This window comes from Roseomonas sp. KE2513, assembly GCF_016107305.1.
In the GTDB taxonomy this organism is placed as follows: Bacteria; Pseudomonadota; Alphaproteobacteria; order Acetobacterales; family Acetobacteraceae; genus Roseomonas.
On the sequence record NZ_RCVR01000027.1, the window covers coordinates 1 to 26,036 of the forward strand.

A 26,036-nucleotide genomic window follows, 5' to 3' on the forward strand; every position below is an offset into this window, starting at 1 on the left:
AGGCAGCCGATCGCGCGGATGCTGTTCATCAGTAGCCGCGCGGCGAGGGAGGGGCTGCCGCCGGCCCGCTGGAGCAGGCCGATGTCGCGGCGCGTCTCCGGTAGGTCGAGGGGGAGGATGGCGAGCCGCCCGGCGTCGATCTCCGGCTGAAACAGGTGCGGCGAGACGGCCGTGAGAAGATCGCTTTCCAGCAAAAGGCCGCGCGTGATCGCGAGGTCCGTCGTCTCGACCGCAACCTGCGGGGTAGGAAGGGCACGACCTTGCAGGGCGGTTTCCAGCAGCTCGCGCGTCGGCGTGCCGCGTTGCGGCAGCACCCAGCGCGCGCTGGCCAGGGCGGTGAAGCCCGGATCGGGGCGCTGGGCCAGGCAATGACCAGCGCGCGTGACGATCGCGAGCTCGTCCTGCGCAATCGTCTCCCGCGTGAGGCCGATCGTGTGCTCGGGCGAGCGCAGGGCGCCGAGGATGAAGTCGATGTCGCCCGCGCGGAGTCGCATGGCGAGGTGCTCGAAGCTTCCCTCCACCGTGCTGACCGTCAGGTTCGGATGGCTCTCCTGCATGCGGATGACTGCCTGCGGCAGGAGGCGTGTGCGGCCAAGGGAGAGCGTGCCGACGGTGACGCGCCCGGCCATGGCGCTCTGTAGAAGGCCGATCTCCACCTCCGCTGCGCGGATCTCGGCGAGGGCACGGCGCACGTGCAAGGCCAGCAGCGCGCCGAGGGGTGTTGGCTGCAGCCCGGCAGGCGAGCGGATGAAGACCTCGATGCCCAGGCCCAGCTCCACCTCCCGCAGGGCCTGGCTGACGGCGGGCTGCGAGATGAGCAGGCTGTCCGCGACGGCCCCCATGTGCCGCTGCTCCACCAGTTCCGCGAAGGCGAGCAGCCGCTGCCGGCCGAGGGAGAGGGAGAGGATCGGCGCATGATCGTTCCAGCCCGAGGGCGGACCCGCGGCGGCAATCCCCTGCCGCGCGTTCTCCATCTCCGCGAAGGCGCGTTCCACCCGGTGCAGCAGCGTGCGGCCGAGACCGGTGAGCAGCATTCCCTGCGGCCGGCGCTCGAACAGAAGCGCGCCGAGTTCCCGCTCCAACTCCTGGATGGAGCGGGTGACGGCGGACTGCACCCGGCGCACCATCCGGCTGGAGCGGACGACGCTGCCCGTCTGCGCCACGGCGAGGAAGGCGCGGAGATGCTTCGGATTGATGGCGTGCGGCGCCGCCGTGATCTCGGCCTCTCCCGCGGATAAGGGTTTTCGATGGGGGAGCGTTCAGTTTCGGCTGGGCGCCGCCCCCTGGCAAATGTTTTCTGCGCACCGCACCGCCCAGCCCTGAGCGAGACGAGACCATGACCGAACCCGCCCCGTTCGAGATGCCCGCCTACGTTATCGAACGCGTGATGAACAAGCGCGGCCGGCTCCGCGTCTTCGAGCGGTTCGAGCCGGCAAGGACCGCCCTCGTGGTCATCGACATGCAGGCCTTCTACGTGACAGACGTGCCGCCGGCGGTTGCCATCATTCCCAACATCAACCGCCTGGCTCGCGCCTTCCGCGCCAAGGGCGCGAGCGTCGCCTGGGTGAAGATGACGGCGGGCCGCAATGGGCAGAGCCTCTGGCCGCTCTACCACGAGCGCTTCTTCAACCCGGCCAATGCCGCGCGGCACCGCGACAACCTCACACCCGGCGCTCCTGGCCACGAGCTGCACCCGGACCTCGAGCCCATGCCCGAGGATATCCAGGCGGAGAAGTCCCGCTTCAGCGCCTTCATCCCCGGCAAGTCCGACCTGCCGGAGAAGCTGGCCGAGCGCGGGATCACCAACGTGGCGATCGTGGGCATGCTGACCAACTTCTGCTGCGAGACCTCGGCGCGCGACGCGATGATGCTGGACTATCACGTGGCCATGGTTTCCGACGCCAACGCAGCACGCTACGACGAGGACCACAATATCGGCTTCACCACCGTGTTCCAGAGCTTCGGCGACGTGGTGACCGTGGACGAGATGATCGGAATGCTCGGCTAGGCAGAGGCCTGTCGGCCCTCTGGCCGATAAGTGTTTTCGATGCCAATCTCGCTCTTTGTGGCTACCGGTCCGGCCGGTATGCCCGAAGAATAGCAGTCCCGGCTGGGATGTCGGGGGCGGTGCCGCCCCTGGCGACGCACCGCCTGGGGGCGCAGGGCAGGGATGGCGTGGCATGGCCAGGATCATTGGCGGGATCGGGACGTCGCACGTACCGACGATCGGGGTGGCCTATGACAAGGGCAAGCAGGAGGCCCCGGCCTGGGCGCCCCTGTTCCAGGGCTACGAGCCGGCGCGGCGCTGGCTTGAGGAGAAGAAGCCTGACGTTCTCGTCTTCTTCTACAACGACCATCTGAACGCCTTCTTCTACGACCTCTATCCCACCTTCGCCGTGGGGGTCGCGCCGAGCTACGACGTGGCGGATGAAGGGGCGGGTCGGCGTCCGCTGCCGCTGCTGCCCGGGCATCCCGGCCTGTCCAAGCACATCGCCGAGTGCCTGGTGAACGAGGAGTTCGACCCGGCGGTGTTCCAGGACCGCCCGCTCGACCACGGCGTCTTCTCTCCCCTGCCGCTGCTCTGGCCACATGAGGGGAACTGGCCGGGGGCGGTGGTGCCGATCGAGGTCAACGTGGTTCAGTACCCGCTGCCGACAGCCATGCGTTGCTACAAGCTCGGACAGGCGTTGCGGCGGGCAGTGGAGTCCTATCCCGAGGACCTGAAGGTGGCCGTGGTGGGCACGGGCGGCCTGTCGCACCAGATCCATGGCGAGCGCACGGGCTACAACGATACCAGCTGGGACATGCGCTTCATCGACCTGATCGAGCACGACCCGATGACGCTCGCGCGCATGCGGCACGTGGACTACATCCGCCTTGGCGGGGCCGAGAGCGTCGAGGTCATCATGTGGCTGGCGATGCGCGGCGCGCTGAGCGACAGCATTGAGAAGGTGCACCAGAACTACTACCTGGCCACGACTACCGCGATGACCGTTCTCGTCTTCGAGGAGAAGGGCGAGGCTCCCGCCGCGCCGAAGGTGGCGTCCAACCCGCAGCTCGAGGGTGTGGAGGGCATCGAGGGAACCTATGCTTTCGATATCTCGACCGCGCGCGAGCGCCTGCGCCTGAACCGCTTCTTCTGGAACATGAAGGAGACCGCCTTCCGCGAGGCCTTCCTTGCGGACGAGCGGGCCGCCTGCGAGCGGGAGGGGCTGACGCCCGAGGAAACCCGCCTCGTGCTCGAGCGGGACTGGCTCGGCCTCATCCGCTACGGCGCCAATTTTTTCGTGCTCGAGAAGTTCGCCCGAACCGCGCAGCGCTCGAACCTTGAGGTCTATGCCGAGATGCGTGGCGAGACCTTCGAGGAGTTCCTCGCCACGCGCCAGGTGCCCGACGCCCGCTGAGTGCGGGCTGACCGTCCAGGATATCTTCGACAAGGAGCAAGTGGCATGGCCCGCAGCAAGCAGCCCTCCGTTCAGGCCGGGCGGCGTTCGGTTCTCCTCGCCGCCTCGGCCGCGGCGGCCCTTCCGCTCGCGCGCCCGGCCATCGCGCAGGAGCGCAAGCTGGTTGTCGGCGTCGTCCTGCCGCTCTCGGGCACCTTCGCTGACCAGGGCCGGAACAACGAGGAGGGCATCAAGACCTTCCAGAAGATCCACGGCACGAAGGTCGGCAACGTCACCGTCGAGACGGTGATGCGCGACGACCAGGGGCCGGGCTCGGGCGACCTCTCCCGCCGTCTGACGCAGGAGCTGATCCAGCGCAGCCGGGCGGAGATCATCCTCGGCTACAGCTTCACGCCCAATGCGCTCTCGGCTGCATCGCTCCTGACGGAGGCGAAGAAGCCGGGCATCATCATCAACGCCGCGACCTCCATCATCACGGAGCGCTCCCCCTATTTCGCGCGCGTGTCGATGACGCTGCCGCAACTCGCCTCCTCACTCGGCCAGTGGGCGGCGCGCAACGGCATCAAGACGGTCTTCACCATCGTCTCCGACTACGGCCCGGGGCTGGATGCCGAAACCTGGTTCACCAAGGCCTTCGAGGCCGGCGGCGGCAAGGTGGTGGGCGGCGCCCGCACGCCGGTGGCGGCGATGGACTACTCGCCCTTCCTCCAGCGCGCCATCGAGGCGAAGCCGGAAGCGGTCTTCGGCTTCAACCCGGGCGGCGACGTCTCCGTCGCCTTCATGAAGCAGACAAAGGAGCGCGGTCTCAGCCAGGCCGGCATCAAGCTGCTGGTGACCGGCGACGTGGTAGACGACAACCTCATCCCTGCCATGGGCGACGCGCTGGACGGCGTGATCTCCGCGCTGCACTACCAGGTGGAGCTGGACAACCCGGCCAACAGGCGCTTCCTGGCGGGCTTCCGCGAGGTCGCCGGCGCGAACGCGACGCCGAGCTACCGCACCGTGCAGGCCTATGACGGGATGGCGCTAATCTACCACGCCTTGCAGGCGACGGGCGGCAAGACCGACGCCGATTCTATCATGAACGCGATCAAGGGGGCGCGGATTGACAGCCCGCGCGGTCCCTTCACCATCGATCCCGCCACCCGCGACATCGTGCAGAACATCTACATCCGCCGCGGGCAGCAGAAGGACGGCCGCTGGGCCAACATCGCCTTCGAGACGATCGAGGGCGTGAAGGATCCCGCCAAGTAGGCGGCTGGGAAGGGCATGTCCGGCCTCATCAGCATCCTCGCGGACGGCATCGCCTACGGGATGCTGCTGTTCCTCTTCTCCATAGGCCTGTCGGTCACGCTCGGGCTGATGCGCTTCATCAACCTCGCCCATGGCGCCTTCGCCATGTGCGGGGGTTATGTGGCGGTGGTGCTGCTGAACGGCTTCGGCGTGCCCTTCCTGCTCACCCTGCCGGCGGCGGCGGTCGTCACGGGGCTGATCGGCGTGGTGCTGGAGCGCTCCGTCATCCGCCACGTCTATCCCATGCCGGAACTGCAGCAGGTCCTCTTCTCCATCGGCCTCGCCTTCGCGGCGGGGGCGGTGGCGAACATCCTGTTCGGGCCGCAGCAGCAGCCAATGCTGCTGCCGGACTGGCTGACGGCGCGGGTCAGCCTCCTCGGCGTCGGAATCACCGGCTACAGGCTGTTCCTGGTGCTGTTCGGGCTGGTCGCGGCGGGGCTGCTGGTGGCGCTGTTCAACTTTACCCTTTTCGGCGCGCGCGTGCGGGCGGCGGTGGACGACCGGCGCGCGGCGGAGGGGATCGGGATCAACGTGGACCGGCTCTTCGCCCTCACCTTCGGGCTGGGGGCCGCCTTCGCGGGGCTGGGCGGTGCGCTGGCCGTGGGCTTCCTCGGCCTCGATCCGACCTTTCCCTTCAAGTACCTCGTGCTCGTGCTGATGGTGGTCGCCATCGGCGGGCCGGGCTCGATCGGCGGATCCTTTGCCGCGGCCATCGCGATCGGCGCGATCGACGCCCTGTTCAAGTACCTGGTGCCGGAGGTCGGCAACTACGTCATCTACGCGCTGCTCGTGCTGATGATGATCTTCTTTCCACGCGGCCTGGCCGGGAGGGCGGCGTGAGGCTGATCCGCATCGGCGCCGGGCTGCCGCTCCTGCTGGCGGCGGTGGCCAGCTTCTTCCTCTTTCCTGAATACCTCAGCCTGCTGAACACGCTGTTCATCCTCGCCATCTTCGCACTCGCCTATGATCTGCTTCAGGGGCACGCGGGCGTGGTGTCGCTGGGGCACGCGGTGTTCTTCGGGATGGGGGCCTATACCGCCGCCGTCCTCGCCGCCCATGGGGTGACGGAGCCGGTGGTCGGGCTACTGGCGGCGCTGCTGCTCAGCGGGCTGCTGGCGCTGCTGCTCACGCGCATCGTCGTGGTGGGGAACGACCTGACGCGGCTCCTGGTCACCCTGGGCATCGGCTTCCTGATGCTCGAAGCCGCGAACCAGGCGCGCTGGTTGACCGGCGGCGCGGACGGCATGTCGGACTTCACCATGGGGCCGGTGCTGGGCCTGTTCCGCTTCGACTTCGCGGGGGAGACAGCCTTCTGGTACAGCCTGGCCGCGCTGGTGCTCGTCTATGCCTTTCTCTGGCGGCTGACGACCTCGCCCTTCGGCCTCGCGCTGCGCGGCATCCGCGAGAACGTGCGGCGAATGCCGGCCATCGGCGCCCCGGTACGCCGTCACCTCGCCACGGCCTACACGATCTCCGGCGGAATCGCGGGGCTCGCCGGCGCACTATTGGCACAGACGAGCAACTTCGCCTCGCTCGACATGCTTGGCTTCGAGCGCTCGGCGGAGGTGATGATGATGGCGACCCTCGGCGGCACGGGCAGCATTCCCGGCGTCGTGCTGGGCGCCGTGGGCTTCAGCTACCTCAAGGACGCGCTCTCCGCGATGAGCCCGAAATACTGGCATCTCGGGATCGGCCTCGTGCTCATGCTCTCGGTCTTCGTCCTGCGTGGGGGCATCGCGGGTGGCGTCTCAGCCCTGCTGCGCCGGCTGCGGGGGCGGGGATGACGCCCGCCATCGAGACAGAGGGCCTCACCCTCCGCTACGGCCACTTCACGGCGGTGGGCGATGTCTCGCTGCGCGTCGAGGCGGGCGCGAGGCACGCGCTGATCGGGCCGAACGGGGCGGGCAAGACCTCGCTCGTCCACGCGCTGACCGGCAACGTGCCGGCCACGGCGGGGCGGATCCGCGTCGCCGGGCAGGACGTCACGGCGCTTTCGCAGGCCGAGCGCGTGCGGCGCGGCCTCGCGCGCACCTTCCAGATCAATCAGCTCTTCCGCGGGCTGACGGTGATGGAGAACGTCTCCCTCGCCATCCTCGAGCGGGAGCGGAAGACGCGCCAGTTCTGGCGCTCCTTCGCCGCCGACCGCGCGGTGGCCGAGGAGGCGCGCGAGCACCTCGCCTTCGCGCATCTGGAGGAACTGGCCGACCGCCCCGTGCGCTCGCTGCCCTACGGCTCCCAGCGCCTGGTCGAGATCGCCATCGCCCTCGCCACCCGGCCGCGGGTGCTGGTGCTGGACGAGCCGGCAGCGGGCGTGCCGGCGGCGCAGAGCGAGTCCATCTTCGAGCGGATCAACGCCCTGCCGCGGGACCTGACGCTGCTCTTCGTGGAGCACGACATGGGCCTCGTCTTCCGCTTCGCCGAGCGGATCACCGTGCTGGTCGGCGGGCGGATCATGACGGAGGGCACGCCGGCCGAGATCCAGGCGGACGAGCGCGTGCGCGAGGTCTATCTCGGCCGCAGGGGGCACCATGGCGCTGCTTGAGGTCGAGGGCCTGACCGCCGGCTATGGCGAGGCCGTGGTCCTCGAGGGGATGAGCCTCGCGGTCGAGGACGGCGAGGGGCTCGCGGTGCTCGGCCGCAACGGCGTCGGCAAGACGACGCTGATGCTCGCCATCATGGGCCATGCGCGGCGCTTCGCGGGAGCGCTGCGCTGGCAGGGGAAGGATCTCGCAGCCGTGCCCGCCTATGCGCGGGTGCGCCTGGGTCTCGGCTGGGTGCCACAGGAGCGCGACATCTTCCCCTCCCTCACCGTGGAGGAGAACCTGCTCGTCGCGCGCCGTCCGGGTCCCTTCGCGCTACGCGATGCCTACGAGATGTTCCCCCGCCTGCAGGAGCGCCGCCGCAACATGGGCGACAAGCTTTCGGGTGGGGAGCAGCAGATGCTCGCCGTGTGCCGCACCCTGATGACCAACCCGCGCCTGCTGCTGCTGGACGAGCCCTTCGAGGGGTTGGCGCCGGTGATCGTGGAGGAGCTGGAGGCGACGCTGCGCCGCCTGCGGGCGGAGAAGGGCTTCGCGACGGTCATCGTGGAGCAGCACGCCGAGGACGCGCTGGGCCTGAGCGACCGCGCCATCGTGCTCGACCGGGGGCGGGTCGTGCTGGAAGGGCGCTCGGCGGAGCTGCTGGCGGATTTCGATCAGGTCCGGCGCTGGATCGCGGTGTAGAGGAGGCGGCCATGCCGACGGATTCGCTGATGGCGGACACGATGGCGGAGATGACGGCCACCGCCATCCAGGAGGCGGCCGGACGCGGCGCGGCCGCGCTGCTGCCCGTCGGCGTCATCGAGTGCCATGGACCGCACCTGCCTGTCGGCACCGACGCCTTCATCGCGCTGGAATTGTGCCGCGCCACGCGTCGCTACATGGCTGCGCTAGGGCGGGAGGCGGTGATCGCGCCGCCCTATTACTGGGGCATCAACGGCATCCTCGGCGAGTTCCCGGGCAGCTTCCGCATCCGTCCCGAGACGGCGGCCGCCCTGCTGCGCGACGTGATCACCTCGCTCTCGGAGAACGGCTTCACTGAGATCCTGCTCGTCAGCCACCACGGCGACCGGCTGCACAACGAGATGATCCGCGACGTGCTGACCGCCCTGCACGCGGAGGGTTTCGGCGGCGCCCGCTGGCTCTACGCGCCCTTCCGCTGGCGCATGTACGAGAGGATCGGGCAGACGGGGTGCGAGCCTATCTGGGTTCCCTGGGAGCCTGTGGCGGCGATGGAGGGCTTCCGCCTCACGGGCGTCCTCGGCGTCCATGCGGACGAGTACGAGACGGCCGCGATCATGCGCTACCGGCCGGAAACGGTGGATCACGACGCCTTGAGGGGCTTGCAGCCGACGAGGCTGACGCTCGCGGACCTGCAGGAATGGCGCAAGGGTGGGGAGGCCGCGCGGCGCCTGACGCCCGATGGCTATTTCGGTGCCCCGAACCCCATCGATCCGGAGTTGTGGCGGCACTACGACGAGACGGCGCGGGTGATGGCCGTGGCCGTGGTGGGGCCTGCCCCGGCGCCCTGAGGCGCCTCTTCTCTCCGCGGCTCACCCGCCAGGCAGGGGCCCCGGTTTCGTGGTGCGGGCCGGCTTGAGACTTTGTCTGGCAGCCAGCCGAGCGTCACGGCGTTGAAATGGACATGAAGGTGCCTCGGAGACCATTGGGACATCGCTCCCCCTCCGAGAGGGGGCGCCCGTGACGGAACCGCCGATGCCCCATCCCGAGACCATGATGAAGCGGCAGCGGGTGCTCGGTGATTTTGGCGAGGCCGCCCTGCGCTCTCAGGATCTCGACGAGGTTCTCGACGAGGCCTGCCGCCTCGTGGGGGAGGCGCTCGGGACCGGGCGGGCCAAGATCCTGGAAATCCTGGAGACCGAACGGCAGCTTCTCGTTCGCGCGGGCGTGGGTTGGGAAACCGGCGTCGTCGGCCGGTTGCGCCTGCCGATGGCGGAGCACTCCTCGGAGACCTTCGCGATCGACGAGGGGCGGCCGGTCATCTCGCAGGATGTTGCCACGGAGGACCGCTTCGACATTCCCTCCTTCATGAAGGAGGCGGGGGTGGTCTCCTTCGTGAACGTGCCGATCTTCCTGCCGGGGGAGCGCCCTTTCGGCCTTCTGCAGGTGGACGCCACCGAGCCCCGCCACTTCGGCGCGGACGACATCGAGTTCCTGCGCACCTACACCGCCATCCTGGGCCCGGTGATAGACCGCCTGCTCATCGCCCGCACCCTCCGCTCCACGGAGGAGCGGTTCCGCCTCACGGTCGAGCAGGCGCTCGACTACGGCATTTTCCTCACCGACCCGCAGGACCGGATCACCGATTGGCTGCCCGGGGCCCGGGCCGTCTATGGCTGGGCGGCGGAGGAGGTGATCGGGCAGCCCTCCGCCATCGTCTTCACGCCTGAGGACCGGCAGGAGAACCGGGACAGGTGGGAGACGGAAACGGCCTGCCGGGAGGGGGTGGCGCCAAATATCCGCTGGCACCTCCGCAAGGACGGGGGCGGGTCTTCATCGAGGGGTCCACGCGGGCGCTGCGCGATCCCGACGGCACCCTCCTCGGCTTCCTCAAGATCGGTCAGGACATGACCGAGCGGCTGATGGCCGAGCAGCGCCTGGAGGAGGAGAAGGAGCGCTTCCGGGTCCTCGTCGAGGGCATGCCCCAACTCGTGTGGCGCTCCGCCGACGAGGGGCACTCGACCTGGGCCAGCCCGCAATGGCTGGCCTATACCGGCCAGCGTCAGGAGGAGACCCATGGCCGGGGCTGGCTGCGGGCCGTGCATCCCGAGGACCGTGCCGCCGTGGTGGAGGCTTGGCACGAGGCGCGCGCGCGTGGCAGGCTGGACGTGGAGTTCCGGCTGCGCCGCGCCGCTGACGGCAGCTACCGCTGGCACCGGACCCGTGCCGTGCCGCTGCGCGACGAAGCGTCTGCCTCCAGGCGGGAGGGCCGTATTCTCGAGTGGCTGGGCACCTCGACCGATATCGACGACCTCAAACGCCTGCAGGGCCAGCAGTCGGTCCTCGTCGCGGAGTTGCAGCACCGCACCCGCAACCTTCTGGGCGTGGTGCGCTCCATCGCCAGGCGCAGCTTCGACCCATCTCCCGGGCGGGAGGAGTACGAGGCGCGCCTGAGCGCGCTCGGGCGGGTGCAGGGCTTCCTCTCGCGTTCCCCGACCTGGGAGGTCGCGCTGGCGGACCTGCTGGATGCCGAGCTGATGGCGGTCGGGGACGGGACCTCGGAGCGGATCGTCGTGAGCGGGCCGCCGCTGCAGCTGCCGGGCGACAAGGTGCAGCCCCTCGCGCTCGCGCTGCACGAGCTGGCCACCAACGCGGTGAAGCACGGCGCGATCGGCCAGCCCGACGGCCGCCTCAAGGTCACTTGGCGCCTGGAGGACGGGCGGGGTCCGCCTCTCCTCCTGCTGGACTGGGAGGAGAGCGGGGTGGCCATGCCGGCCCTCTCGGTCGAGCGGCGGGGTTACGGGCGGGAATTAATCGAGCACGCGCTGCCCTACCAGTTGCAGGCAAGGACACGGCTCGAGTTCATGCCGGACGGCGTGCGCTGCCGGATCACCCTGCCCCTGCGCGACCAGGACGATGAAGAACCCGCGACATGGCCACGAGGATGTGAGCATGCTCCGTAACCGCCGGATCCTCGTGGTCGAGGACGAGTACCACATCGCCGAGGAAGTCGCCGAGGCGCTGGCGGAGGAGGGAGCCGAGGTGCTCGGCCCCGTGGCCACGGTCCCGGCCGCGCTGGCCATGGCCGAAGGCGAGGAGCGGATCGACGCCGCGCTGCTGGACGTGAACCTGGGCGGAGGCATGATCTGGCCGGTCGTGGACCTGCTGGTCGGCCGGCATGTCCCGGTGGTGCTCACGACCGGCTACGACGCCGGCTCCCTCCCCGAACGCTATGCTCACCTGCCCCGCTGCGAGAAGCCGGTGGCGCTGCGCGAGATCACCCGCGCGCTTCGGCGCGCCCTTCCGGCCTAGCCCTCCTCCTGGCTGGGCCGCACGGCCCCTCGACGAGCACGCGAGCGGTGCCAGTAGGGGGGCGCATCGCGATCACGCTTCCATGAAGTCCTGCCGCCGCTCTCTTGCCGTTCTCACAGGTTAAGTCCGGCGCGCACCGCCGCCGATAAGTCCCGCCGCAGCGCCGGACCCCGGCCTGATGCGGGGCGGTGCCCGGCGAAGCCTCCCGGCCGCGGCGAGCTCCTCCCTGGCGGGGGAAGGGGTGGAGGTGGTGCCGGGTGCGGCATGACCGGCGAGGATGCAGCGCCCGCGCGCAGCGGGTATCGGCGGCCCTGGGGGCGGAGAGAGGCCCGGGCCGCGTGGCGCCGGGTTCCCTCCGCGTGGCCGGAATCCCCGTGGCGCCGCCCCCGGCGTGCCGCGGCCATGTCGGACGAGGTCGCCCGCGATGACGCGGTTCAGTTACCACATCTCCCACGAGCAATTCCCGCCCGGCGAGTTGCTGCAACTGGTGCAGGAGGCCGAGGCGGCGGGGTTCGATGGGGCCTTCTCCTCCGACCACCTCCAGCCCTGGGCGCCGGCGCAGGGCCATTCCGGCTTTGCCTGGGCCTGGCTGGGGGCCGCGATGCAGGCGACGAAAAGGCTGCAGTTCGGCGTCATCAGCGTGCCCGGCGGCTGGCGCTACAGCCCCGCCGTCCTCGCCCAGGCCGTCGCCACGCTAGGGGTGATGTTCCCGGGCCGCCTGCCCTGGGTGGCGCTGGGCAGCGGGCAGGCGATGAACGAGGCGGTGAGCGGCCAGCCCTGGCCGGAAAAGGCGGAGCGCAACGCCCGGCTGAAGGAGGGGGCGGAGATCATGCGCGCCCTGCTGGCCGGCGAGACCGTGACGCATCGCGGCCGGGTGAGCGTGGTGGAGGCTCGCCTCTGGTCGCGCCCAGAGCAGGCCACGCGCCTCGTCGGGGCGGCCACGAGCGAGAAGACGGCGGAATGGCTCGGCGGCTGGGCGGACGGGCTGCTGACCGTCGGAACCGAGCCTGAGACGCTGAAGCGGACGATCGAGGCCTTCCGCCGCGGCGGCGGCGAGGGCAAGCCGGTCTACCTGAAGGTGGATCTCTGCCTCGCCGCCACCGAGGAGGAAGCGCTGCGCCAGGCCCATGAGCAATGGCGCTTCAACCTGCTCGGCAGCGATGTGAACTGGGAGTTGCGCTCGCCCGCCCAGTTCGAGACCGCCGCCCGCTTCGTGCAGCCCGAGGACATGCGCCAGGCCGTGCGCATCTCGGCCGATCCCGCCGCTTTCGTGGACTGGCTGGGGGAGTGCGCCGCGCTGGGGTTCGAGAGCATCGACCTGCACAATGTCGGCACCGGCCAGCGCGCCTTCATCGAGGCCTTCGGTGCCAGGGTGCTGCCGGCGCTGCGGGGCTGAGGCCCGGCGCCCGGGTGAGGAGCATCATAGGTTGTGGAGCCGGCGCCCCTGCCGCGCATGCTCGATCGGGTCACGGGACAGTGGAGCCCGGGCGGGCGCAGGAATGTCGGTTCATCCCGGCCATGGAGCGGGCGTGATGAGCAGCGATTCCCCCCCGCCCGGCGCCGCCGTGCGCCCCGGCCGCGAGGGGCCGGCCAGGGCCGGACCTTTCCGGTGAGGGACGCCATCGGCGCCGAGGCGGCGCAGGGGCGGCTGCTGTCGCGCCCCGAGGCGGCAAGGGATCTGGGCGGGCCGGGGCGTCGGGCGCTGGGCCTCGCCACGGGGCGCGACGGCATCCTGCAGGTGCCGGAGGGTGCTTCCGGCCCTCTGCCGCTGGTCGTCATGCTGCACGGGGCAGGGGGCAACGCGGCGGGAACCCTCGGGCTGATCGAGGCCGCCGCGCCGGGCTCGATCCTGCTGCTGCCGGAGAGCCGCGGCCCGACCTGGGACGTCATTATGGGCGGCTACGGCCCGGACGTCGCCTTCCTGGACCGTGCCCTGGAAGGGGTCTTCCGGCAGCACCGCGTCGATCCAGGGCGCATCGCGCTGGCCGGCTTCTCGGACGGCGCCTCCTACGCACTCTCGCTCGCCATCGGGAACGGCGACCTCTTCACCCACGCCATCGCTTTCTCGCCTGGCTTCGCGGCGCCGCCGGAGCCGGTGGGGCGGCCGCTGATCTTTGCCTCGCACGGCATATCGGACGCGGTGCTGCCGATCGACCGCTGCAGCCGCCGGCTCGTGCCCCGCCTGCGGCGCGCGGGTTACGAGGTTCGCTATCGCGAGTTCGCTGGCGGCCACCACGTGCCGCCCGCGATCGCGGAGGAGGCCTTGGGGATGCTTGCGGGATGAGGAGCGCGGCGCCCTGCCGTCGCAAGGCAATCTTCACCGAAAGTCATTAATTCGACCGTCTGCTGCCGCCCGGCGCAATCTTTTTCCTTTCTGAAACGTTCGCTGCGCGGATGCCGGGCGTGGCAACCTCGGCGGGCAGGTTAGAGGTGCCGCGCATCGTGCAGGCCAGGGGGCCTCGCGGGAGATTGCAACGGTGGCGCGAGGGGGAACGAGATGAGCTATCCGCGACCGGCCTGGGCCGACGGGACATGGGACATGGTGCCCGCGGCATCACCCGGGGGCCGAGGCCCCGCCCGGAGCCGGCCGACGGACGCCCTCTGGCGCCTTGCCTACAGGGTTGCCTTCCCGATGGCCCGGGCGTGGTGGCACCTGTCGCGGCCCCATCACGAGGGCGCCCTGGTAGCCATCTGGGTCGGGTCCTCGCTGCTGCTGGTGCGCTCGTCCTACCGTGCCGAGTGGAACTTCCCGGGCGGCGGCCTCCGGCGCGGCGAGCCGCCCGAGGAGGCCGCCCGGCGCGAGCTGGTTGAGGAGGTGGGCCTGGTCGGAGGAACCCTTGCCCCTGCGGGTGAGCTGTCGGGCCTTTGGGACGGGCGGCACGACCGAGTGCACTTCTTTGAGCTGCGGCTGGAGCAACTGCCCGAGCTGAAATTCGATGGCCGGGAGATCGTGGGGGCCAGGCTCGTCTCTGCCGACGACTTGCGGCGCATTCCCCTCACTGGGCCGGTCGCCGCCTATCTCGCCGCCCGGGCGGAGGGGCGGAAGGACGGGGCCGCTTAGGACCGCTTCTCCAGGCTGCCCTTCGGCGGCACGGCGTCCAAGCAGCGCCCCAGCGGGCCACAGGGCGGACCCACGGTCCCCGCCTGGACGGCATCGGCTCGGAGGCAGGATGCTTTTCGCCGTGGCGGGCCCAGGTGGATACGGCGCGCTTCACACGACCATCGTCCCATCTGGACCGATGGGGCGCGGGTCGCCAGCCAGCACGGAGCACTGATGAACGACAGCCTGCCCCCCGCCAAGGCGAACGCGGCCCAACTGGCCTCGCCCTCCTACCGGCTTGCCGCGCTCGATCCGGACTTTCTCTTGAACCCGTCCATGCGCGGGGTCCGCTTCCTCCTCGAATTCGCCAAGGCGGACGAGGCGCTGCGGAGCTGGCAGGTGCGCTCGACCATCGTCGTGTTCGGCAGCGCGCGGGTGCGGGAGGACGGGCCGGGCCGGCACCCTTTCTGGTACAGCGAGGCAAGAGCCTTCGGGCGCATCGCCTCCGAGCGCGGCGGAGCCTTCCTGGGACGCTCGGGCATCCGGGACAACGTGATCGCGACGGGCGGCGGGCCGGGCATCATGGAGGCCGCCAACCGCGGGGCAGGGGATGCGGGCGCGCCCTCGATCGGCTTCAACATCATGCTGCCACACGAGCAGGAGCCGAACGCCTACTCGACGCCGGAGCTGACCTTTCGCTTCCACTACTTCGCGATACGCAAGATGCACCTCGCGATGCGCGCCAATGCCCTGGTGGTCTTTCCCGGTGGCTTCGGCACCTTGGACGAGCTGTTCGAGCTGCTGACCCTGCGGCAGACCGACAAGGTACAGAAGGTGCCCATCGTGCTCGTGGACGAGGGTTACTGGCGATCGGTCGTCAACCTCGATGCCCTGCTGGAGGCCGGGATGATCGCGCCGGCCGATCTCGAGCTGTTCCGCGTTGCCGCGGATGCCGAGTCCGCCTGGACCTGCCTTGTGAAGCAGGGGCTGGAGGAGGTGGCCGCCCCGGGTGGCAAGGCGGTGTGACGAGCGTGCTGGCCCCTGAGCGCGTGAATCAGACCCTGCCGCGCGCCCTCTGCGTCGGCCGCACGAGATGCTCGATGAAGTTGCGAAGCTCCATCCTGCGCCGGTCCGCATCGGTGACCTGCGGATCGAGGCCGAGCTGCCAGGCGAGGTCGCGGCGTTCCGGCTCGTGGTGCAGCGCCTCGATGAGGGAGGCGTAGGCCTCCACGGCAGCCTCGTCTCGCGCCAGCCCCTGCTCGATTAGGTCGGCAGCTTGGCGGCGCAGCGCCGCCGCCGCTTCGCTCAGCGGCAACTCGGGGTGGTACTGCACGCCCCAGAAGATCCCGCCCGCATGCCGGATCTCGGCGGCCTGCACCGCGCTCACGCCATTTCCCGCAAGCAGCGTCGCGCCTTCGGGCAGGCGCTCCACCTCGTCAGAATGAATGGCGAGCGCGTCCCAGGCGGCGGGCCTGCCTGCCAGCAGCGGGTGGTCGCGCCCTTCCGCCGTTGCGGTGATGCGGCGGGCGAAGGCTGCCTCGTGCCCGCGCCGGTTCCGTCGCACCGCGCCGCCGGTTGCGGCCGTGGCCACCTGTAGCCCGGCGCAGGAGCCGAAGGAGGGCGTCCCGGAGCGGAACACGTCGCGCATGAAGGCGAGCTGACGGCGCACCTCCGGCGTGTTGTCGTAGACGTGCAGCGGCGAGCCCGTGAGGAAGACGGCGTCATAGCCGCTCAGAGCCGCGGCATCCGGCGCGGCTGCGCCCTCCTCCGCCGGCCTTGCCAGCTCGCAATCCGCGTCCGGCACGATCGCGCGGAGCGTGCCGAGATAGGTCTCGCCGCTGCTTCGCCCGACACTCGCCCGACGCCGCTCACGGTCCTCCGCAGTCTCGCTTTCGGCAACAAGGAAGCGAAGCGTCGTCATCGCGCGCGAGGGACCTTTGGTGCGGGTGTGGCCGATCGCTGTGCGACGATCAGAAGGGCAGGTCTTCTCATCTCGGGTCGCGGCGCGCGCTCACAAGGGCGGCCGCCATTCCTTGCGCGCAGGCCGAGTGCGATTCGATGCCTGCCGGCCTTGCCGGCGCGTGCCGCGGGTGTCGGCGCTTCACGGCGGCGGGATGCCGGGCCGCGGCGGTCAGGCCTCCTTGGCCACCGGCAGGAGGTGGGCCGAAGCGGGGTTCCAGGAGAGGCTGATCTCCGTTCCTTCGGCGATGCCCTGCGCCGCAAGACCCGGCAGTCGGGCTCTTATTTCCGCCTCACCGGCACGGCCGATCAGGAGGGCGCTGTCACCGAAATGCACGACTGCCCCGACCCGCATGCGGAAGGCATTGGTGGCTTCCCCATCTGGCAGGCCGAAAGCCTCGGGGCGGAGGAGGAGCGTCGCCCGGTCCTCGGTCTGCCGGCCGGGCTGGGCTGGTACGCGAACGGACCCCATCCCCGCGATCTCGCCAAGGCCGGCCGCCGGATCGGTCAGGCGGATAGGCAGCAGGTTGCTGTCCCCCACGAAGCGCGCCACGAATTCGTTGGCCGGCCGGTTATAGACCTCGAGCGGGGCGCCGGCCTGCTGGATGCGGCCGCCCTCGAACACCACGATGCGATCCGACATGGCCATCGCCTCGGACTGGTCATGGGTGACGAAGATGGTCGTGACGCCGAGGCTGCGCTGGATGCGCTTGATCTCGATCTGCAGCCCCTCGCGCAGGTTCTTGTCCAGCGCGCCGAGCGGCTCGTCGAGCAGCAGGAGCGCGGGGTCGAAGACGAGGGCGCGGGCGAGCGCCACGCGCTGCTGCTGGCCGCCCGACATCTCGCGAGGATGGCGGTCTGCGAAGCGCGCGAGACCGACGAGGTCGAGCATGGCGCGTGCCTTCTCGGCCGCCTCCGCCTTCGGCACCTTCCGCATTTGCAACGGGAACATGACGTTGCCCAGCGCCGTACGGTGGGGGAACAGGGCATAGTTTTGGAAGACGATCCCGATATCGCGCCGGTGCGGCGGCACGCGGGTGATGGAGGCGCCGTTCACCCGGATCTCGCCCTCGCTCGCCGCCTCGAAACCCGCGATGAGCATGAGCGTGGTGGTCTTGCCGGAGCCGCTGGGGCCCAGGAAGGTGATGAACTCGCCCTTTGCGACCGAAAGATTCACGCTGCGCAGCGCATGCGTCCGGCCGTCATAGCTTTTGGCGAGGTTCTCGAGCTCCAGATAGGGCTTGGTCACGGGCGGGCTTCCGATCGGCGGCGCGACACCGCGCGCCAGAGGACGGGCGCGATGACCAGCACGGCGACCGCGGCGAAGAGCAGGGTGGAAACGACGGCGATCACCGGGTCGGCGGTGGTGCGGATGCTGTCGAACATCTTGCGCGGCAAGGTCTCGGTGTCGCGGCCGGAGATGAAGAGGGCGACCACCGTCTCGTCGAAGCTCTGCACGAAGGCGAAGAGAGCGGCGGCCGCGAAGCCCGGCCAGAGCACGGGCATGGTAACATGGAGGAAGGTCCTCGCCGGTGTCGCGCCGAGCGAGAGCGCCGCACGCTCCAGCCCGCGGTCGAAGCCCTTGAGATTGGCCGAGAGAACGAGGAAGGCGAGCGGAACCGAAAGCGCGGTATGCGCGAGGACGATGCCCGGGAAGGTCTGGAGCAGGCGGATATCGGCCAGGAAGGCGTAGTAGCCGATGGCCATGACGATGTGCGGCACCGCCAGGGGCAGCATGAGCGCCAAGTTTACCAGACCTTTCCCCACGAAGCGGTGGCGAACCACGGCGAAGGTGGCGGGGGTGACCAGCAGGACCGTCAGCACCGAGACGGCGGCCGCGATGCCCAGGCTGTTGAGGGTGGGCGTCGTCCAGCGCGCATCGCTGAAATAGGCAGCGTAGTAGCCCGTCCACCAGCCCGGCGGCGGGAATTCAAGGGAGACGGCGGTGCTGAATGACATCGGCACGACGATGAGCAGCGGCATGGCGACGAAGGCGAGCACGACCGCGCCGAGCAGGATAAGGGCAAGGTGCATCGAGTCAGCCCCAGAGCCGGTCGAGGCCGAAGCGGCGGTGATAGAGGCCGAGCACCACCAGCGTGCTGGCGAGCAGGACCACCGCCATGGCCGACGCCTCGCCGAAGGCGAGGAATTCCTCCACCTGCTGGCCGATGACGCCCGCCACCATCTGTTCCCGCGGGGAGCCGAGCAGGATGGGGGTGACATAGAAACCGAGGCAGAGGACGAAGACGAGTGTGAGGCCATTGACGATGCCGGGTGCCGCCAGCGGCAGCACGACATGGCGGATGACGGAGGACGGGGGCGCGCCCAGGCTGGCCGCCGAGCGCGGCAGCGAGGGCTCGATCCGCTTCAGCACGCCGTAGAGGCTCAGGACCATATAGGGCAGCAGGATATGCGTCATCGCCACCGTCGAGCTGAAGCGGGTGAAGAGCAGCTCCGGCGCCGTGAGCCCGAACCACGAGAAGAGATGCGCGACGGGCCCGCGTGAGCCGAGCAGCACCATCCAGGCATAGGTGCGGACGAGAAAGCTCGTCCAGAAGCTCATCGTGACCACCACCATCATGGCGGCGGCCAGCGCTGGCGGCGCTGCCGCCATGGCATAGGCAAGCGGGAAGCCGAGAAGGAGGCAGCAGAGGGAGACGATGAGGGCCGTGAGGAAGGTATCGGCCAGGACGCGCAGGTGAAATCCGTCTGTCGCGATCTCCACGTAGTGGCCGAGGCCCCATTCCGGGTCGCTCACGCTCATGATCGCCACCTGCGCGAGCGGCACGAGGAAGAAGGCGATCAGGAAAACGATCAACGGCGCGACGAGCAGCCAGGAGCGAAGGCTGCTCCGTGCTGGGGCGAGCGACGCGCTCAAGTGCCGATCCAGCGCTCGAAGCGCTGCGTCGCGGCGTTCACGTCGCCGCCGAAGTTGAGGATGTCCTGCTCGAAGACCTTGCCGCGATAGGCAGGGGCAGTCGGCATGCGCGCCGCCTCGGCCTCGCTGAGAAAGTTGAAGGCTGCCGGGTTCAATGGGCCGTTCGCGGAGTCACGGCAGAAGCCGGCCACGCGCTCCGGCTTCACCGAGGCTTCTAGGTAGCGCAGCGCGTTATCCCGGTTCGGCGTGCCGCGTGCCACCACCCAATAGGCCCGCTCAATCTCCGCCTGATTCCAGACGATCTCAACCGGCTGGTTCTGGTCAATCAGTTCCAGCGTACGGGCGTGCCAGAGGGCGATGCAATCGATCTCGCCGTCTCGCAACAGCTGCTGGGATTGCTGTCCCTGTGTCCACCAGGTACGGACGGCCGGCTTGATCTTATCCAGGCTGGCGAAGGCGCGGTTGATGTCGAGCGGGTAGAGTTTGTCCATCGGCACGCCGTCGGCCACCAGGGCGATCGGCAGGATGCGGGCGGCGTAGCGCTGCATACAGCGGCTGCCCGGAAACTTCTGCAGGTTCCAGAAATCCGCCCAGTTCTGCGGGCCGCCATTCGGGTATTTCGCCTTCTGATAGGCGATCACCGTAGCGAAGGCGTGGCTGCTCGCCCCGTTCTGGAAGGCCGCACCGAGGAAGGGCGGGTTCTTCACCAGGTCAGTATTGTCCAGCTTCTCCAGCAGGTTCGCCTGGTTGGCACGGATGATCTCGCCGGCGCCAAGCGTGGTCACGTCGAACTCGTAGGCGCCGCTGCGGACCTGCTGGGCCAGCTTGGCGAAGGAGACGGGAGAGACCGGGCGGATCTCGACTCCCGTGTCGCGCGTGAAGGGCTCGAACAGGTTCTTGATCGCGGCCCGTTCCCAGATGCCGCCCCAGGTGTTGACGTGCAGCACCTCGGCCGCGCGCACCCGCCGGAAAGGGGGCGCGGCCAGCCCCGCCGCGACGCCGCCGCCCAGGGTCAGGGCCGCGCGGCGGGAGAACCCATTCGGTGCCATGCCAAGCTCCTCAGTTCGGGCGGAAGGTCGCGGCATAGAGCCGCAGCCAGTTGCCGTGAGTGATTTTATCAATCTCATGCGGCTGGAAGCCGACCTGTCGCAGCCCCTCGGGGATCTGCCCCAGCCCGGAGACGCCCTCGGCCAGCCACTCCGCCTTGGGCGTCCGCACCGGCTTGCCGACGGAGGAGGCGCCATAGTCGATCCCGCGCGTCCAGCGGCCCATCCGCATCCAGGCGTAATCGGCCGGGGTGTTGTCGTGCCCGTAATCCGTACCGATGGCCACCGTGTCGAGGTCGGCGATCTCCACCGTTCGCGCCACCATCTCGCACCAGTTCCGGACGGAGGCGCAGTAGTAGTCGCCGGTGATGTTGCGATAGACGGCGCATCCCATCACGCCGCCGGTGTCGCGCAGGGCGTGCAGGATGGCGTCGCCCTTGTTGCGGCTGTGCGGCACAAGGCTGGTGGCGTTGGCGTGGGTCACCGCGATCGGCCGCTCGGAATGCGCGATGGTCTCGAGTGTCGTTCGCTCCCCGACATGGGAGCAGTCGATGAGCATCCCCGCCCGGTTCATCTCGCGCACCACCTCGCGCCCGTAGCGGGCAAGCCCGCTGTCATTCGGCTCGTAGCAGCTTCCACCCACGGCGTTCTGGTTATTGTAGGTGAGCTGGACGACGCGCACGCCGAGCTCGGCGAACATCTCCACCAGCCGGATGCGCCCGCCGAACAGGTCGGTGTTCTGGAAGCCGAGGACGATGGCAGTGCGGCCGGAGGCGGCCACCGCCTCGATCTCCGCGGGCGTGCGCGCGACGGCGCAGGTCGCCTCGTTCTCCGCCATCAGGTCGCGCCAGCGGCCGAGCGCGTCGAAGGACTCCATCGGGTCTTCCCAGAAGCCGCAGGTGACGGTGACGGCGCCAATACTTCCCCGGCGGAGCGCGGCGAAGACCTCCGGCGTGAAGTGGCCGCATTGCAGACCGTCAATGAGCATCTTGGGTATCCGGCCTGGGGGCGGTGAGAAGGGAGATGTCCGTGTCGTCGTCGTGGTCGCTGCGGCCGATGATGCGGCCGTCCGCCTCCACGATCACCGGGCCAGCGTGGCGTCGGGACTCCGGCGTGTCGGTGGCCAAGGCGCTGTTGGACAGGTGGTGCAGCGCCCACCAGAGAGCCGGCTCCACGGGCGTGCCCCCGCGCAGCGCGCGTTCCAACACCATGTCTGGCCGGCCGGGCGCCGGCACGGCGAGGAGTGCAGCGGGGCCTTCCGTCCTTAGCAGGGCGGCGTCCGAGCCCGTCGCAGGACCGGTGCATCCGCCATCGGTGACGAAGACTGCCAGGCCGGTGCGAGGGCCGAGCGCGCAGGCCACGCGAAGCTCTTCCGGATCGGTCAAGCCCGTCACGGTGGCCATCGCGGCTCCCTCGCGCGCGGCGGCCTCGGCCAGCGCGTCGAGGATCATCGGCAGCACCATCCAGGCATGCTGGCCGCGCGCATCGATCAGCAGGTGGCCTGGCGCGGTCTCGATGATCCGTGGCGGCGCGGGTTCCCTGGCGCGCAGGCTCTCGAAGCGGAAGTGCAGGAGGGCGAGGCCGCCCAGCCCGGCCGCGGCCGAGTAGAGCACCACGTCCCGCACGGCGGGGATGGCGCCGGGCGGCAGCCTGGTGAGGAGGAGGATGCGTTCCACCACCAGCCGCACCTCGCGCGGCAACAGCGTCACGGCCTCTTTGTCGCAGGCAGCGCTCATGGCTGCGGCTCCGGCGGGTAGAACCAGTCAGGGGAGGCGCCCGCGGCGAGGTCCGTGGCGGTCGGGGCGCCGTGGAACAGCACGCCGCGCAGGTTGCGGGCGAGATAGTCGCGCGTCTTGTCCACGCCGTGCAGGGCGACGTTCATCAGCCGGACGAGATGCGCGGGCACGAAGTCACCGGCCATGATGTTAACCCGTGGCTGGTGGTATCGCAGTCCAGCGAGGCTCTGCACGCGCGCCGTGATCTGACGCAGGTCGGGGCGAGCCAGCAGCAGCCGCGCCACCGGCTCGGTGGGGTCGCGGCCCTCCAGCGCCGCGTTCAACGCCTGCACCAGGCCGGGCACGTCGAGTCCAAGATTGAAGGTGCCGGGCGGCGCCTCCGCGATCGGCCCGCGGCGGGGCTCCTCGGCAGTGGCGGACTTGTACCAGACCTGCTCGTAGGCACCGGGGGCCGTCATGTCCCAGGCCAGGGCCCATGCGTATTCGCGGTGCAGGATGGCGCGCAGCGCGCCGATGGTCATGCTCGGCGTGACCTCCATCTCCTCGCTGACGATCATCGAGCGGGCGAGGTGGTCTGCCAGTTCCGGCACCAGTTCGATCAGGAGGGAGAGAAGTGTCTCCTCCGTTTCCGGATGGAAGCGTGCGGCAACCTGCCGTCCCAGCTCGTCCAGCGGATAGGCAGCGTCGCTGCCGCGCTCGCGCAGGGACGCGACAAGGCCGGCCACGGCGTCCAGCTCCTCGGCGATGAGGGCGCTGGGGGCGAAGGCGTCGTAGACCATGCGGTCCTCGCGCCGGAAGACGGCGGCGCGGCGGACCAATGCCTCCAGATGCACGAGCCGCGTGTCACCCGGCACCACCGGCAGGGCGCGCGCGGCGGCGATCGCTTCCTCCCGCGCGCCGATCCAGGCATCGATCAGGCGCGGGTGGTTGTTGATGAAGAGGATGAGGCCGAGCGCGGAGCCGTTGCCGATGCCGAGGAAGCGGCGGATTTCCGGCGAGAGCGCGACCGCATCGGGCGAGCGCAGCGCGGCGAGGTGGTTCGCCAGGTCGGCCGCGAACTCCCGCATCATGTAGGCCGCGAGCATCTGCGCGGCGAGCGGGTGGCGCAGCGCGTGACCCCTCTCCAGCGCGAGGAAGGAGCGCGTGCCGAAGGTGCCGTTGCCGTCGAGGCCCGTGTTGCGCATGAGGTAGCAGGATTGCGCGACCAGCGCCGCTTCCGGCTGCCGCCCCGAGGCGAGGGCCTCCACCGTCGCGTCGAAAACGCGCATGCTCCGGTTGGAGCGGCACCAGATGAGCGTGCCGGGCGTGGCGCGGCCGGCATAGAGCTTCGGCAGCTCGCGGCGCGTCGTCTCGATCACCTGCTCGTCCGCCACACCCTCGATCAGCGCGCCCGTCATGTCCCAGGTGCGGGCGATGATGCGCCCGGTGCGGCCGGCCCGCTGCGGCGTGTTGGAGAAGGCGAGGAAGCTGAAGGTACCGCCGGGGGTCTCAATCTCATAAACTGCGGTGCCGGCGGAGTCCGCGCCGATCTCGAAGCGGCGCGTGGCGATCCGCCAGCGCTCGGCGATCGCCTGCGCCATCAGCGCGCGGGAGCAGCTGATCCGGCTGGGCTGGAAGGCCGCGAGGCGCGCCGGCCGCATGAGGAAGTCCGGATCGCGCGGTGCTGGCGGCGATGCGGCGAGGGGAAGCGCGGCGCTCACCTGGGGCGGCCCTCCATAATGGCGCGCAGGCTTTCGGCGGCGGCGCGCAAGGGTTGGATCCAGCCGTCGGCCGCGAAGCGCTGCACCGGGGCGACGAGGGAGAGGGCCGCCGCGCAGCTGCCGTCATGGCCGAAGACCGGCACGGCCGCGGCCCGGATGCCCTCCATCGTCTGGCCGGAGGAGATGGAGTGGCCCGCCTCGCGCACGGCATCCAGGATCGCCGGGTCGAGGTCGGGTGCCAAGCGTTGGGCGTGCCCGCGATCGAGATAGGCGAGGAGGACGCGGCCGGAGGCGCTGCCATCGAGCGACATGGTGGCGCCTACGCGCATCTCGACGCGCAGCACGCCGCGTGGCTCCACCCGCTGCACAATGCATGGCGCATCGTCCTCCAGAACCGTCAGTGACGCGGCCTCTCCAGTCTCCGCCGAGAGGGCCTCCAAGACCGGCAGGGTGCGGGCGCCGAGCCCCGCCTGCTCGGTTGCGGCATGGGCAAGGCGTGCGGCGCGGAGCGTGAGGCGGAAGTCCCCTGCGGCCGTCTGCTCGACCCAGCCGGCCGCGATCAGTGTCACCAGTCTTTGGTAGATCGTGGCGCGCCCGACGCCGAGTTCCCGCGAGAGGGTGGCGAGGCGGACCGCCTGCCGCTTTCGGCCAAGGTGGTCGAGCAGGGCGAAGGCCTTGAGGGCGGAGGCGAGCGGGCGGACGCCGGTTTCGGGCGCGTCCTCCTCTCTCGCGATGATCGCGTCAGCCATCATGTATTCGCCAAGAAGACAATGTCTTTCACGCGGAGAAGTCTCTGCTCTGTCATTGATCTCCGTCAAATGTTTTTTGCCGGATGGTCCAGCCTGCCGAACGCTCATCCAGTTCCCGCCCGCCGCGTGGCTCCTAAGGAGGGATGGCTCATTTTTGCCGATGGATTGGCGGGCGCTTCCGGCTGCGCCAGCCGGAAGCTGTTGCCGCTGTCGCCTTGACGCGTGTTGGGCTCGTCGCCTCGCGATCAGGAGAAGCGACGGGGGTGCGAGCCGGACGGCGCCTCGCGGTCAGGAAGCCGGACCGGTATGTCGCCTATCGCCAGGACCGAGGTGGCGGCCCTGGGCAGCCCGACAATGCTGTTGCGACCGCTTGTGGGCGGACCGGCCGTGTCCGGCCTAGACGGCGATCTCGTCCACTCGGTAGCTGAAGAGCCAGTCGTAGCGCTCGCGCACGCGCTCCTCCGCCCATTCGCGGTCCACATAGGCCTGGGCGCCGGCGGCCTCGGCCAGGGCAGGGTTATGGAAGCGGGCGGCGTTCTCGGCGGAGGCGACGACCATGCGGTTGGTCCTTTCGCGCCGGGCCTCCTCGTAGCGCAGCAACGCGGCAGGGATGTCCGCTGGACTCATCTGCAGCGCGCGGCCGAGCACGAAGCCGTCCTCGATGGCCTGTACAGCACCCTGGGCCATCATGGGCAGGGTGGGATGGCATGCATCGCCCAGCAGAGTGACGCGCCCATCGGTCCAGCGCTCCAGCGGTGGGCGCAGCATCAGCGCCCATTTGTAGGGCACCTCGATCGTGCGGATCATGGCCTGCACGTCTTCGTGCCAGCCGGCGAAGTCGGCGGCCAGCTCCTCCGTTGTGCCGCGCTCCGTCCAGGATTCCACCTGCCAGTCGCTCCGTTCGACGATGCCGACGAAATTCATGAGCTCGCCGTGGTGCAGGGGATAATGCACGACGTGCCGCCCGGGCCCGATCCAGTTTGTCGCGACCATGCGGCGCATATGCGAGGGCAGCGCGGCCATGGGGATCACGCCGCGCCAGGCCAGCATGCCGGAGAAGCGGGCGCGGTCCTCGCCGAACAGGCCGAAGCGGATGCGGGAGTGGATGCCGTCCGCCCCGATCAGCGCATCGCCTTTCGCCTCGCTGCCATCGGCCAGATGCAGCGTCACGCATGTCGCGTCCTGGGAGAAGCTGGTGACGCGGGCGTCGAGGCGGATGGCGTCAGGGCTCGCCCGCCGCACGGCCTCCGCCAATGCGCCGTGCAGGTCCGGCCGGTAGACGGTGTAGTAGGGGTGCCCGTACCGCGCGACGGACTCCGCCCCGAGATCGAAGAGCTTCCAGGTCTGGCCGGAGCTCCAGAGACGAATCTCCTTGCCGCTGGCCTCGCATGCCTCCCGCTCCACCGCCTCGCCGACGCCGAGCGCGTGCAGCACGCGGGAGCCATTGGCGCTGATCTGAACCCCTGCCCCGACTTCCCGCAGCTCGGTGGCCTGTTCGAGGACCTGCACGTCGAAGCCGCGCTGGAGGAGCGCCAGGGCCGCGGTCAGGCCACCAAGGCCGCCACCTGCAATGAGGATACGCAGCCGCCGCTCATTTCCTGCCATCGAAGCCTCCCGAATGTCCGCTTCGTTACTCGACCACGTTCATAAAATACGAATCTTATTCGTCAAGCGTGAACGAAGCCATCGGCAGATCCG

General features: G+C 69.8%; 26 protein-coding genes. 15 read left to right on the forward strand and 11 right to left on the reverse strand.

Annotated features, from left to right (window positions below):
• Positions 1-1,163: LysR family transcriptional regulator (locus D9599_RS21785; RefSeq protein WP_309228680.1), on the reverse strand; the 1,163-nt coding region annotated here is incomplete at its 3' end.
• Between the two features lie 173 nt (positions 1,164-1,336).
• Here D9599_RS21785 and D9599_RS21790 point away from each other — a divergent pair.
• From D9599_RS21790 to D9599_RS21860, 15 genes are all read left to right on the forward strand, one after another.
• Positions 1,337-2,008 (forward strand): isochorismatase family protein, encoded by a 672-nt coding sequence (locus D9599_RS21790; RefSeq protein ID WP_198383408.1) that lies wholly within the window; start codon positions 1,337-1,339, stop codon positions 2,006-2,008.
• 172 nt (positions 2,009-2,180) lie between these two features.
• Positions 2,181-3,404, forward strand: a complete 1,224-nt coding sequence (locus D9599_RS21795) for a gallate dioxygenase (RefSeq protein WP_198383409.1) — start codon at positions 2,181-2,183, stop codon at positions 3,402-3,404.
• A gap of 45 nt (positions 3,405-3,449) precedes the next feature.
• Positions 3,450-4,658 (forward strand): ABC transporter substrate-binding protein, encoded by a 1,209-nt coding sequence (locus tag D9599_RS21800; protein ID WP_198383410.1) that lies wholly within the window; start codon positions 3,450-3,452, stop codon positions 4,656-4,658.
• A 15-nt stretch (positions 4,659-4,673) separates the two neighbouring features.
• Complete coding sequence (locus D9599_RS21805) at positions 4,674-5,537, forward strand: branched-chain amino acid ABC transporter permease (protein WP_198383411.1); 864 nt, start codon at positions 4,674-4,676, stop codon at positions 5,535-5,537.
• Positions 5,534-6,481 carry a branched-chain amino acid ABC transporter permease gene (locus D9599_RS21810; protein ID WP_198383412.1) on the forward strand — a complete coding sequence of 316 codons (948 nt, stop codon included), beginning with the start codon at positions 5,534-5,536 and terminating at the stop codon, positions 6,479-6,481. Before D9599_RS21805 ends, D9599_RS21810 begins: the two co-directional genes overlap by 4 nt.
• The gene (locus D9599_RS21815) at positions 6,478-7,239 is read left to right on the forward strand and encodes an ABC transporter ATP-binding protein (RefSeq protein WP_198383413.1); all 762 of its coding nucleotides are present in this window, start codon (positions 6,478-6,480) and stop codon (positions 7,237-7,239) included. The genes D9599_RS21810 and D9599_RS21815 overlap by 4 nt, the downstream gene beginning before the upstream one ends.
• Entirely contained in the window at positions 7,226-7,921 is a 696-nt protein-coding gene (locus D9599_RS21820) for an ABC transporter ATP-binding protein (protein WP_198383414.1), read from the forward strand. Before D9599_RS21815 ends, D9599_RS21820 begins: the two co-directional genes overlap by 14 nt.
• An 11-nt stretch (positions 7,922-7,932) precedes the next feature.
• Complete coding sequence (locus tag D9599_RS21825; protein ID WP_198383415.1) at positions 7,933-8,769, forward strand: creatininase family protein; 837 nt, start codon at positions 7,933-7,935, stop codon at positions 8,767-8,769.
• A 184-nt stretch (positions 8,770-8,953) separates the two neighbouring features.
• Positions 8,954-9,829 (forward strand): GAF domain-containing protein, encoded by an 876-nt coding sequence (locus tag D9599_RS21830; RefSeq protein WP_198383416.1) that lies wholly within the window; start codon positions 8,954-8,956, stop codon positions 9,827-9,829.
• Complete coding sequence (locus D9599_RS21835; RefSeq protein ID WP_198383417.1) at positions 9,826-10,881, forward strand: sensor histidine kinase; 1,056 nt, start codon at positions 9,826-9,828, stop codon at positions 10,879-10,881. Before D9599_RS21830 ends, D9599_RS21835 begins: the two co-directional genes overlap by 4 nt.
• Positions 10,871-11,230, forward strand: a complete 360-nt coding sequence (locus D9599_RS21840; protein WP_198383418.1) for a response regulator — start codon at positions 10,871-10,873, stop codon at positions 11,228-11,230. The genes D9599_RS21835 and D9599_RS21840 overlap by 11 nt, the downstream gene beginning before the upstream one ends.
• Positions 11,231-11,654: 424 nt before the next feature.
• Entirely contained in the window at positions 11,655-12,626 is a 972-nt protein-coding gene (locus D9599_RS21845) for a TIGR03885 family FMN-dependent LLM class oxidoreductase (RefSeq protein ID WP_198383419.1), read from the forward strand.
• Between the two features lie 213 nt (positions 12,627-12,839).
• A complete protein-coding gene (locus tag D9599_RS32005) occupies positions 12,840-13,514 on the forward strand; it encodes a PHB depolymerase family esterase (RefSeq protein ID WP_198383420.1) in 675 nt (224 codons plus the stop codon).
• Positions 13,515-13,727: 213 nt separating this feature from the next.
• The gene (locus D9599_RS21855) at positions 13,728-14,291 is read left to right on the forward strand and encodes an NUDIX domain-containing protein (protein WP_232480773.1); all 564 of its coding nucleotides are present in this window, start codon (positions 13,728-13,730) and stop codon (positions 14,289-14,291) included.
• A gap of 213 nt (positions 14,292-14,504) precedes the next feature.
• Entirely contained in the window at positions 14,505-15,296 is a 792-nt protein-coding gene (locus tag D9599_RS21860) for a TIGR00730 family Rossman fold protein (RefSeq protein WP_198383421.1), read from the forward strand.
• Positions 15,297-15,324: 28 nt separating this feature from the next.
• On the opposite strand, the gene D9599_RS21865 is transcribed toward D9599_RS21860, so the two are convergent.
• The 10 genes from D9599_RS21865 to D9599_RS21910 all read right to left on the reverse strand — a co-directional run bounded on the left by D9599_RS21865 (position 15,325) and on the right by D9599_RS21910 (position 25,943).
• Positions 15,325-16,191 carry a type 1 glutamine amidotransferase gene (locus tag D9599_RS21865; protein ID WP_198383422.1) on the reverse strand — a complete coding sequence of 289 codons (867 nt, stop codon included), beginning with the start codon at positions 16,189-16,191 and terminating at the stop codon, positions 15,325-15,327.
• A gap of 210 nt (positions 16,192-16,401) precedes the next feature.
• Positions 16,402-17,478 (reverse strand): ABC transporter ATP-binding protein, encoded by a 1,077-nt coding sequence (locus D9599_RS21870; RefSeq protein ID WP_309228681.1) that lies wholly within the window; start codon positions 17,476-17,478, stop codon positions 16,402-16,404.
• Positions 17,475-18,263, reverse strand: a complete 789-nt coding sequence (locus D9599_RS21875) for an ABC transporter permease (RefSeq protein WP_198383423.1) — start codon at positions 18,261-18,263, stop codon at positions 17,475-17,477. Before D9599_RS21875 ends, D9599_RS21870 begins: the two co-directional genes overlap by 4 nt.
• A 4-nt stretch (positions 18,264-18,267) precedes the next feature.
• Positions 18,268-19,107: an ABC transporter permease gene (locus D9599_RS21880; protein ID WP_198383424.1), complete on the reverse strand. Its 840-nt coding sequence runs from the start codon at positions 19,105-19,107 to the stop codon at positions 18,268-18,270.
• The gene (locus D9599_RS21885) at positions 19,104-20,156 is read right to left on the reverse strand and encodes an ABC transporter substrate-binding protein (RefSeq protein WP_198383425.1); all 1,053 of its coding nucleotides are present in this window, start codon (positions 20,154-20,156) and stop codon (positions 19,104-19,106) included. The genes D9599_RS21880 and D9599_RS21885 overlap by 4 nt, the downstream gene beginning before the upstream one ends.
• A gap of 10 nt (positions 20,157-20,166) precedes the next feature.
• Entirely contained in the window at positions 20,167-21,141 is a 975-nt protein-coding gene (locus D9599_RS21890; RefSeq protein ID WP_198383426.1) for a dipeptidase, read from the reverse strand.
• Entirely contained in the window at positions 21,131-21,889 is a 759-nt protein-coding gene (locus D9599_RS21895; protein WP_198383427.1) for a hypothetical protein, read from the reverse strand. Before D9599_RS21895 ends, D9599_RS21890 begins: the two co-directional genes overlap by 11 nt.
• Positions 21,886-23,589, reverse strand: coding sequence for a hypothetical protein (locus tag D9599_RS21900; RefSeq protein WP_198383428.1), 1,704 nt, complete (start codon positions 23,587-23,589; stop codon positions 21,886-21,888). Before D9599_RS21900 ends, D9599_RS21895 begins: the two co-directional genes overlap by 4 nt.
• Complete coding sequence (locus D9599_RS21905) at positions 23,586-24,338, reverse strand: IclR family transcriptional regulator (protein WP_198383429.1); 753 nt, start codon at positions 24,336-24,338, stop codon at positions 23,586-23,588. The genes D9599_RS21900 and D9599_RS21905 overlap by 4 nt, the downstream gene beginning before the upstream one ends.
• Positions 24,339-24,734: 396 nt before the next feature.
• Complete coding sequence (locus D9599_RS21910; protein ID WP_198383430.1) at positions 24,735-25,943, reverse strand: FAD-dependent monooxygenase; 1,209 nt, start codon at positions 25,941-25,943, stop codon at positions 24,735-24,737.
• Positions 25,944-26,036 lie beyond the last annotated feature (93 nt).

Bases quoted from the DNA above. Each gene is read 5' to 3' on its own strand.
- D9599_RS21790 (WP_198383408.1), top strand. From the start codon at position 1,337: ATGACCGAACCCGCCCCGTTCGAGATGCCCGCCTACGTTATCGAACGC.
- D9599_RS21795 (WP_198383409.1), top strand. From the start codon at position 2,181: ATGGCCAGGATCATTGGCGGGATCGGGACGTCGCACGTACCGACGATC.
- D9599_RS21800 (WP_198383410.1), top strand. From the start codon at position 3,450: ATGGCCCGCAGCAAGCAGCCCTCCGTTCAGGCCGGGCGGCGTTCGGTT.
- D9599_RS21805 (WP_198383411.1), top strand. From the start codon at position 4,674: ATGTCCGGCCTCATCAGCATCCTCGCGGACGGCATCGCCTACGGGATG.
- D9599_RS21815 (WP_198383413.1), top strand. From the start codon at position 6,478: ATGACGCCCGCCATCGAGACAGAGGGCCTCACCCTCCGCTACGGCCAC.
- D9599_RS21820 (WP_198383414.1), top strand. From the start codon at position 7,226: ATGGCGCTGCTTGAGGTCGAGGGCCTGACCGCCGGCTATGGCGAGGCC.
- D9599_RS21825 (WP_198383415.1), top strand. From the start codon at position 7,933: ATGCCGACGGATTCGCTGATGGCGGACACGATGGCGGAGATGACGGCC.
- D9599_RS21830 (WP_198383416.1), top strand. From the start codon at position 8,954: ATGCCCCATCCCGAGACCATGATGAAGCGGCAGCGGGTGCTCGGTGAT.
- D9599_RS21835 (WP_198383417.1), top strand. From the start codon at position 9,826: ATGACCGAGCGGCTGATGGCCGAGCAGCGCCTGGAGGAGGAGAAGGAG.
- D9599_RS21840 (WP_198383418.1), top strand. From the start codon at position 10,871: ATGCTCCGTAACCGCCGGATCCTCGTGGTCGAGGACGAGTACCACATC.
- D9599_RS21845 (WP_198383419.1), top strand. From the start codon at position 11,655: ATGACGCGGTTCAGTTACCACATCTCCCACGAGCAATTCCCGCCCGGC.
- D9599_RS21855 (WP_232480773.1), top strand. From the start codon at position 13,728: ATGAGCTATCCGCGACCGGCCTGGGCCGACGGGACATGGGACATGGTG.
- D9599_RS21860 (WP_198383421.1), top strand. From the start codon at position 14,505: ATGAACGACAGCCTGCCCCCCGCCAAGGCGAACGCGGCCCAACTGGCC.
- D9599_RS21865 (WP_198383422.1), bottom strand. From the start codon at position 16,191: ATGACGACGCTTCGCTTCCTTGTTGCCGAAAGCGAGACTGCGGAGGAC.
- D9599_RS21875 (WP_198383423.1), bottom strand. From the start codon at position 18,263: ATGCACCTTGCCCTTATCCTGCTCGGCGCGGTCGTGCTCGCCTTCGTC.
- D9599_RS21885 (WP_198383425.1), bottom strand. From the start codon at position 20,156: ATGGCACCGAATGGGTTCTCCCGCCGCGCGGCCCTGACCCTGGGCGGC.
- D9599_RS21890 (WP_198383426.1), bottom strand. From the start codon at position 21,141: ATGCTCATTGACGGTCTGCAATGCGGCCACTTCACGCCGGAGGTCTTC.
- D9599_RS21895 (WP_198383427.1), bottom strand. From the start codon at position 21,889: ATGAGCGCTGCCTGCGACAAAGAGGCCGTGACGCTGTTGCCGCGCGAG.
- D9599_RS21905 (WP_198383429.1), bottom strand. From the start codon at position 24,338: ATGGCTGACGCGATCATCGCGAGAGAGGAGGACGCGCCCGAAACCGGC.
- D9599_RS21910 (WP_198383430.1), bottom strand. From the start codon at position 25,943: ATGGCAGGAAATGAGCGGCGGCTGCGTATCCTCATTGCAGGTGGCGGC.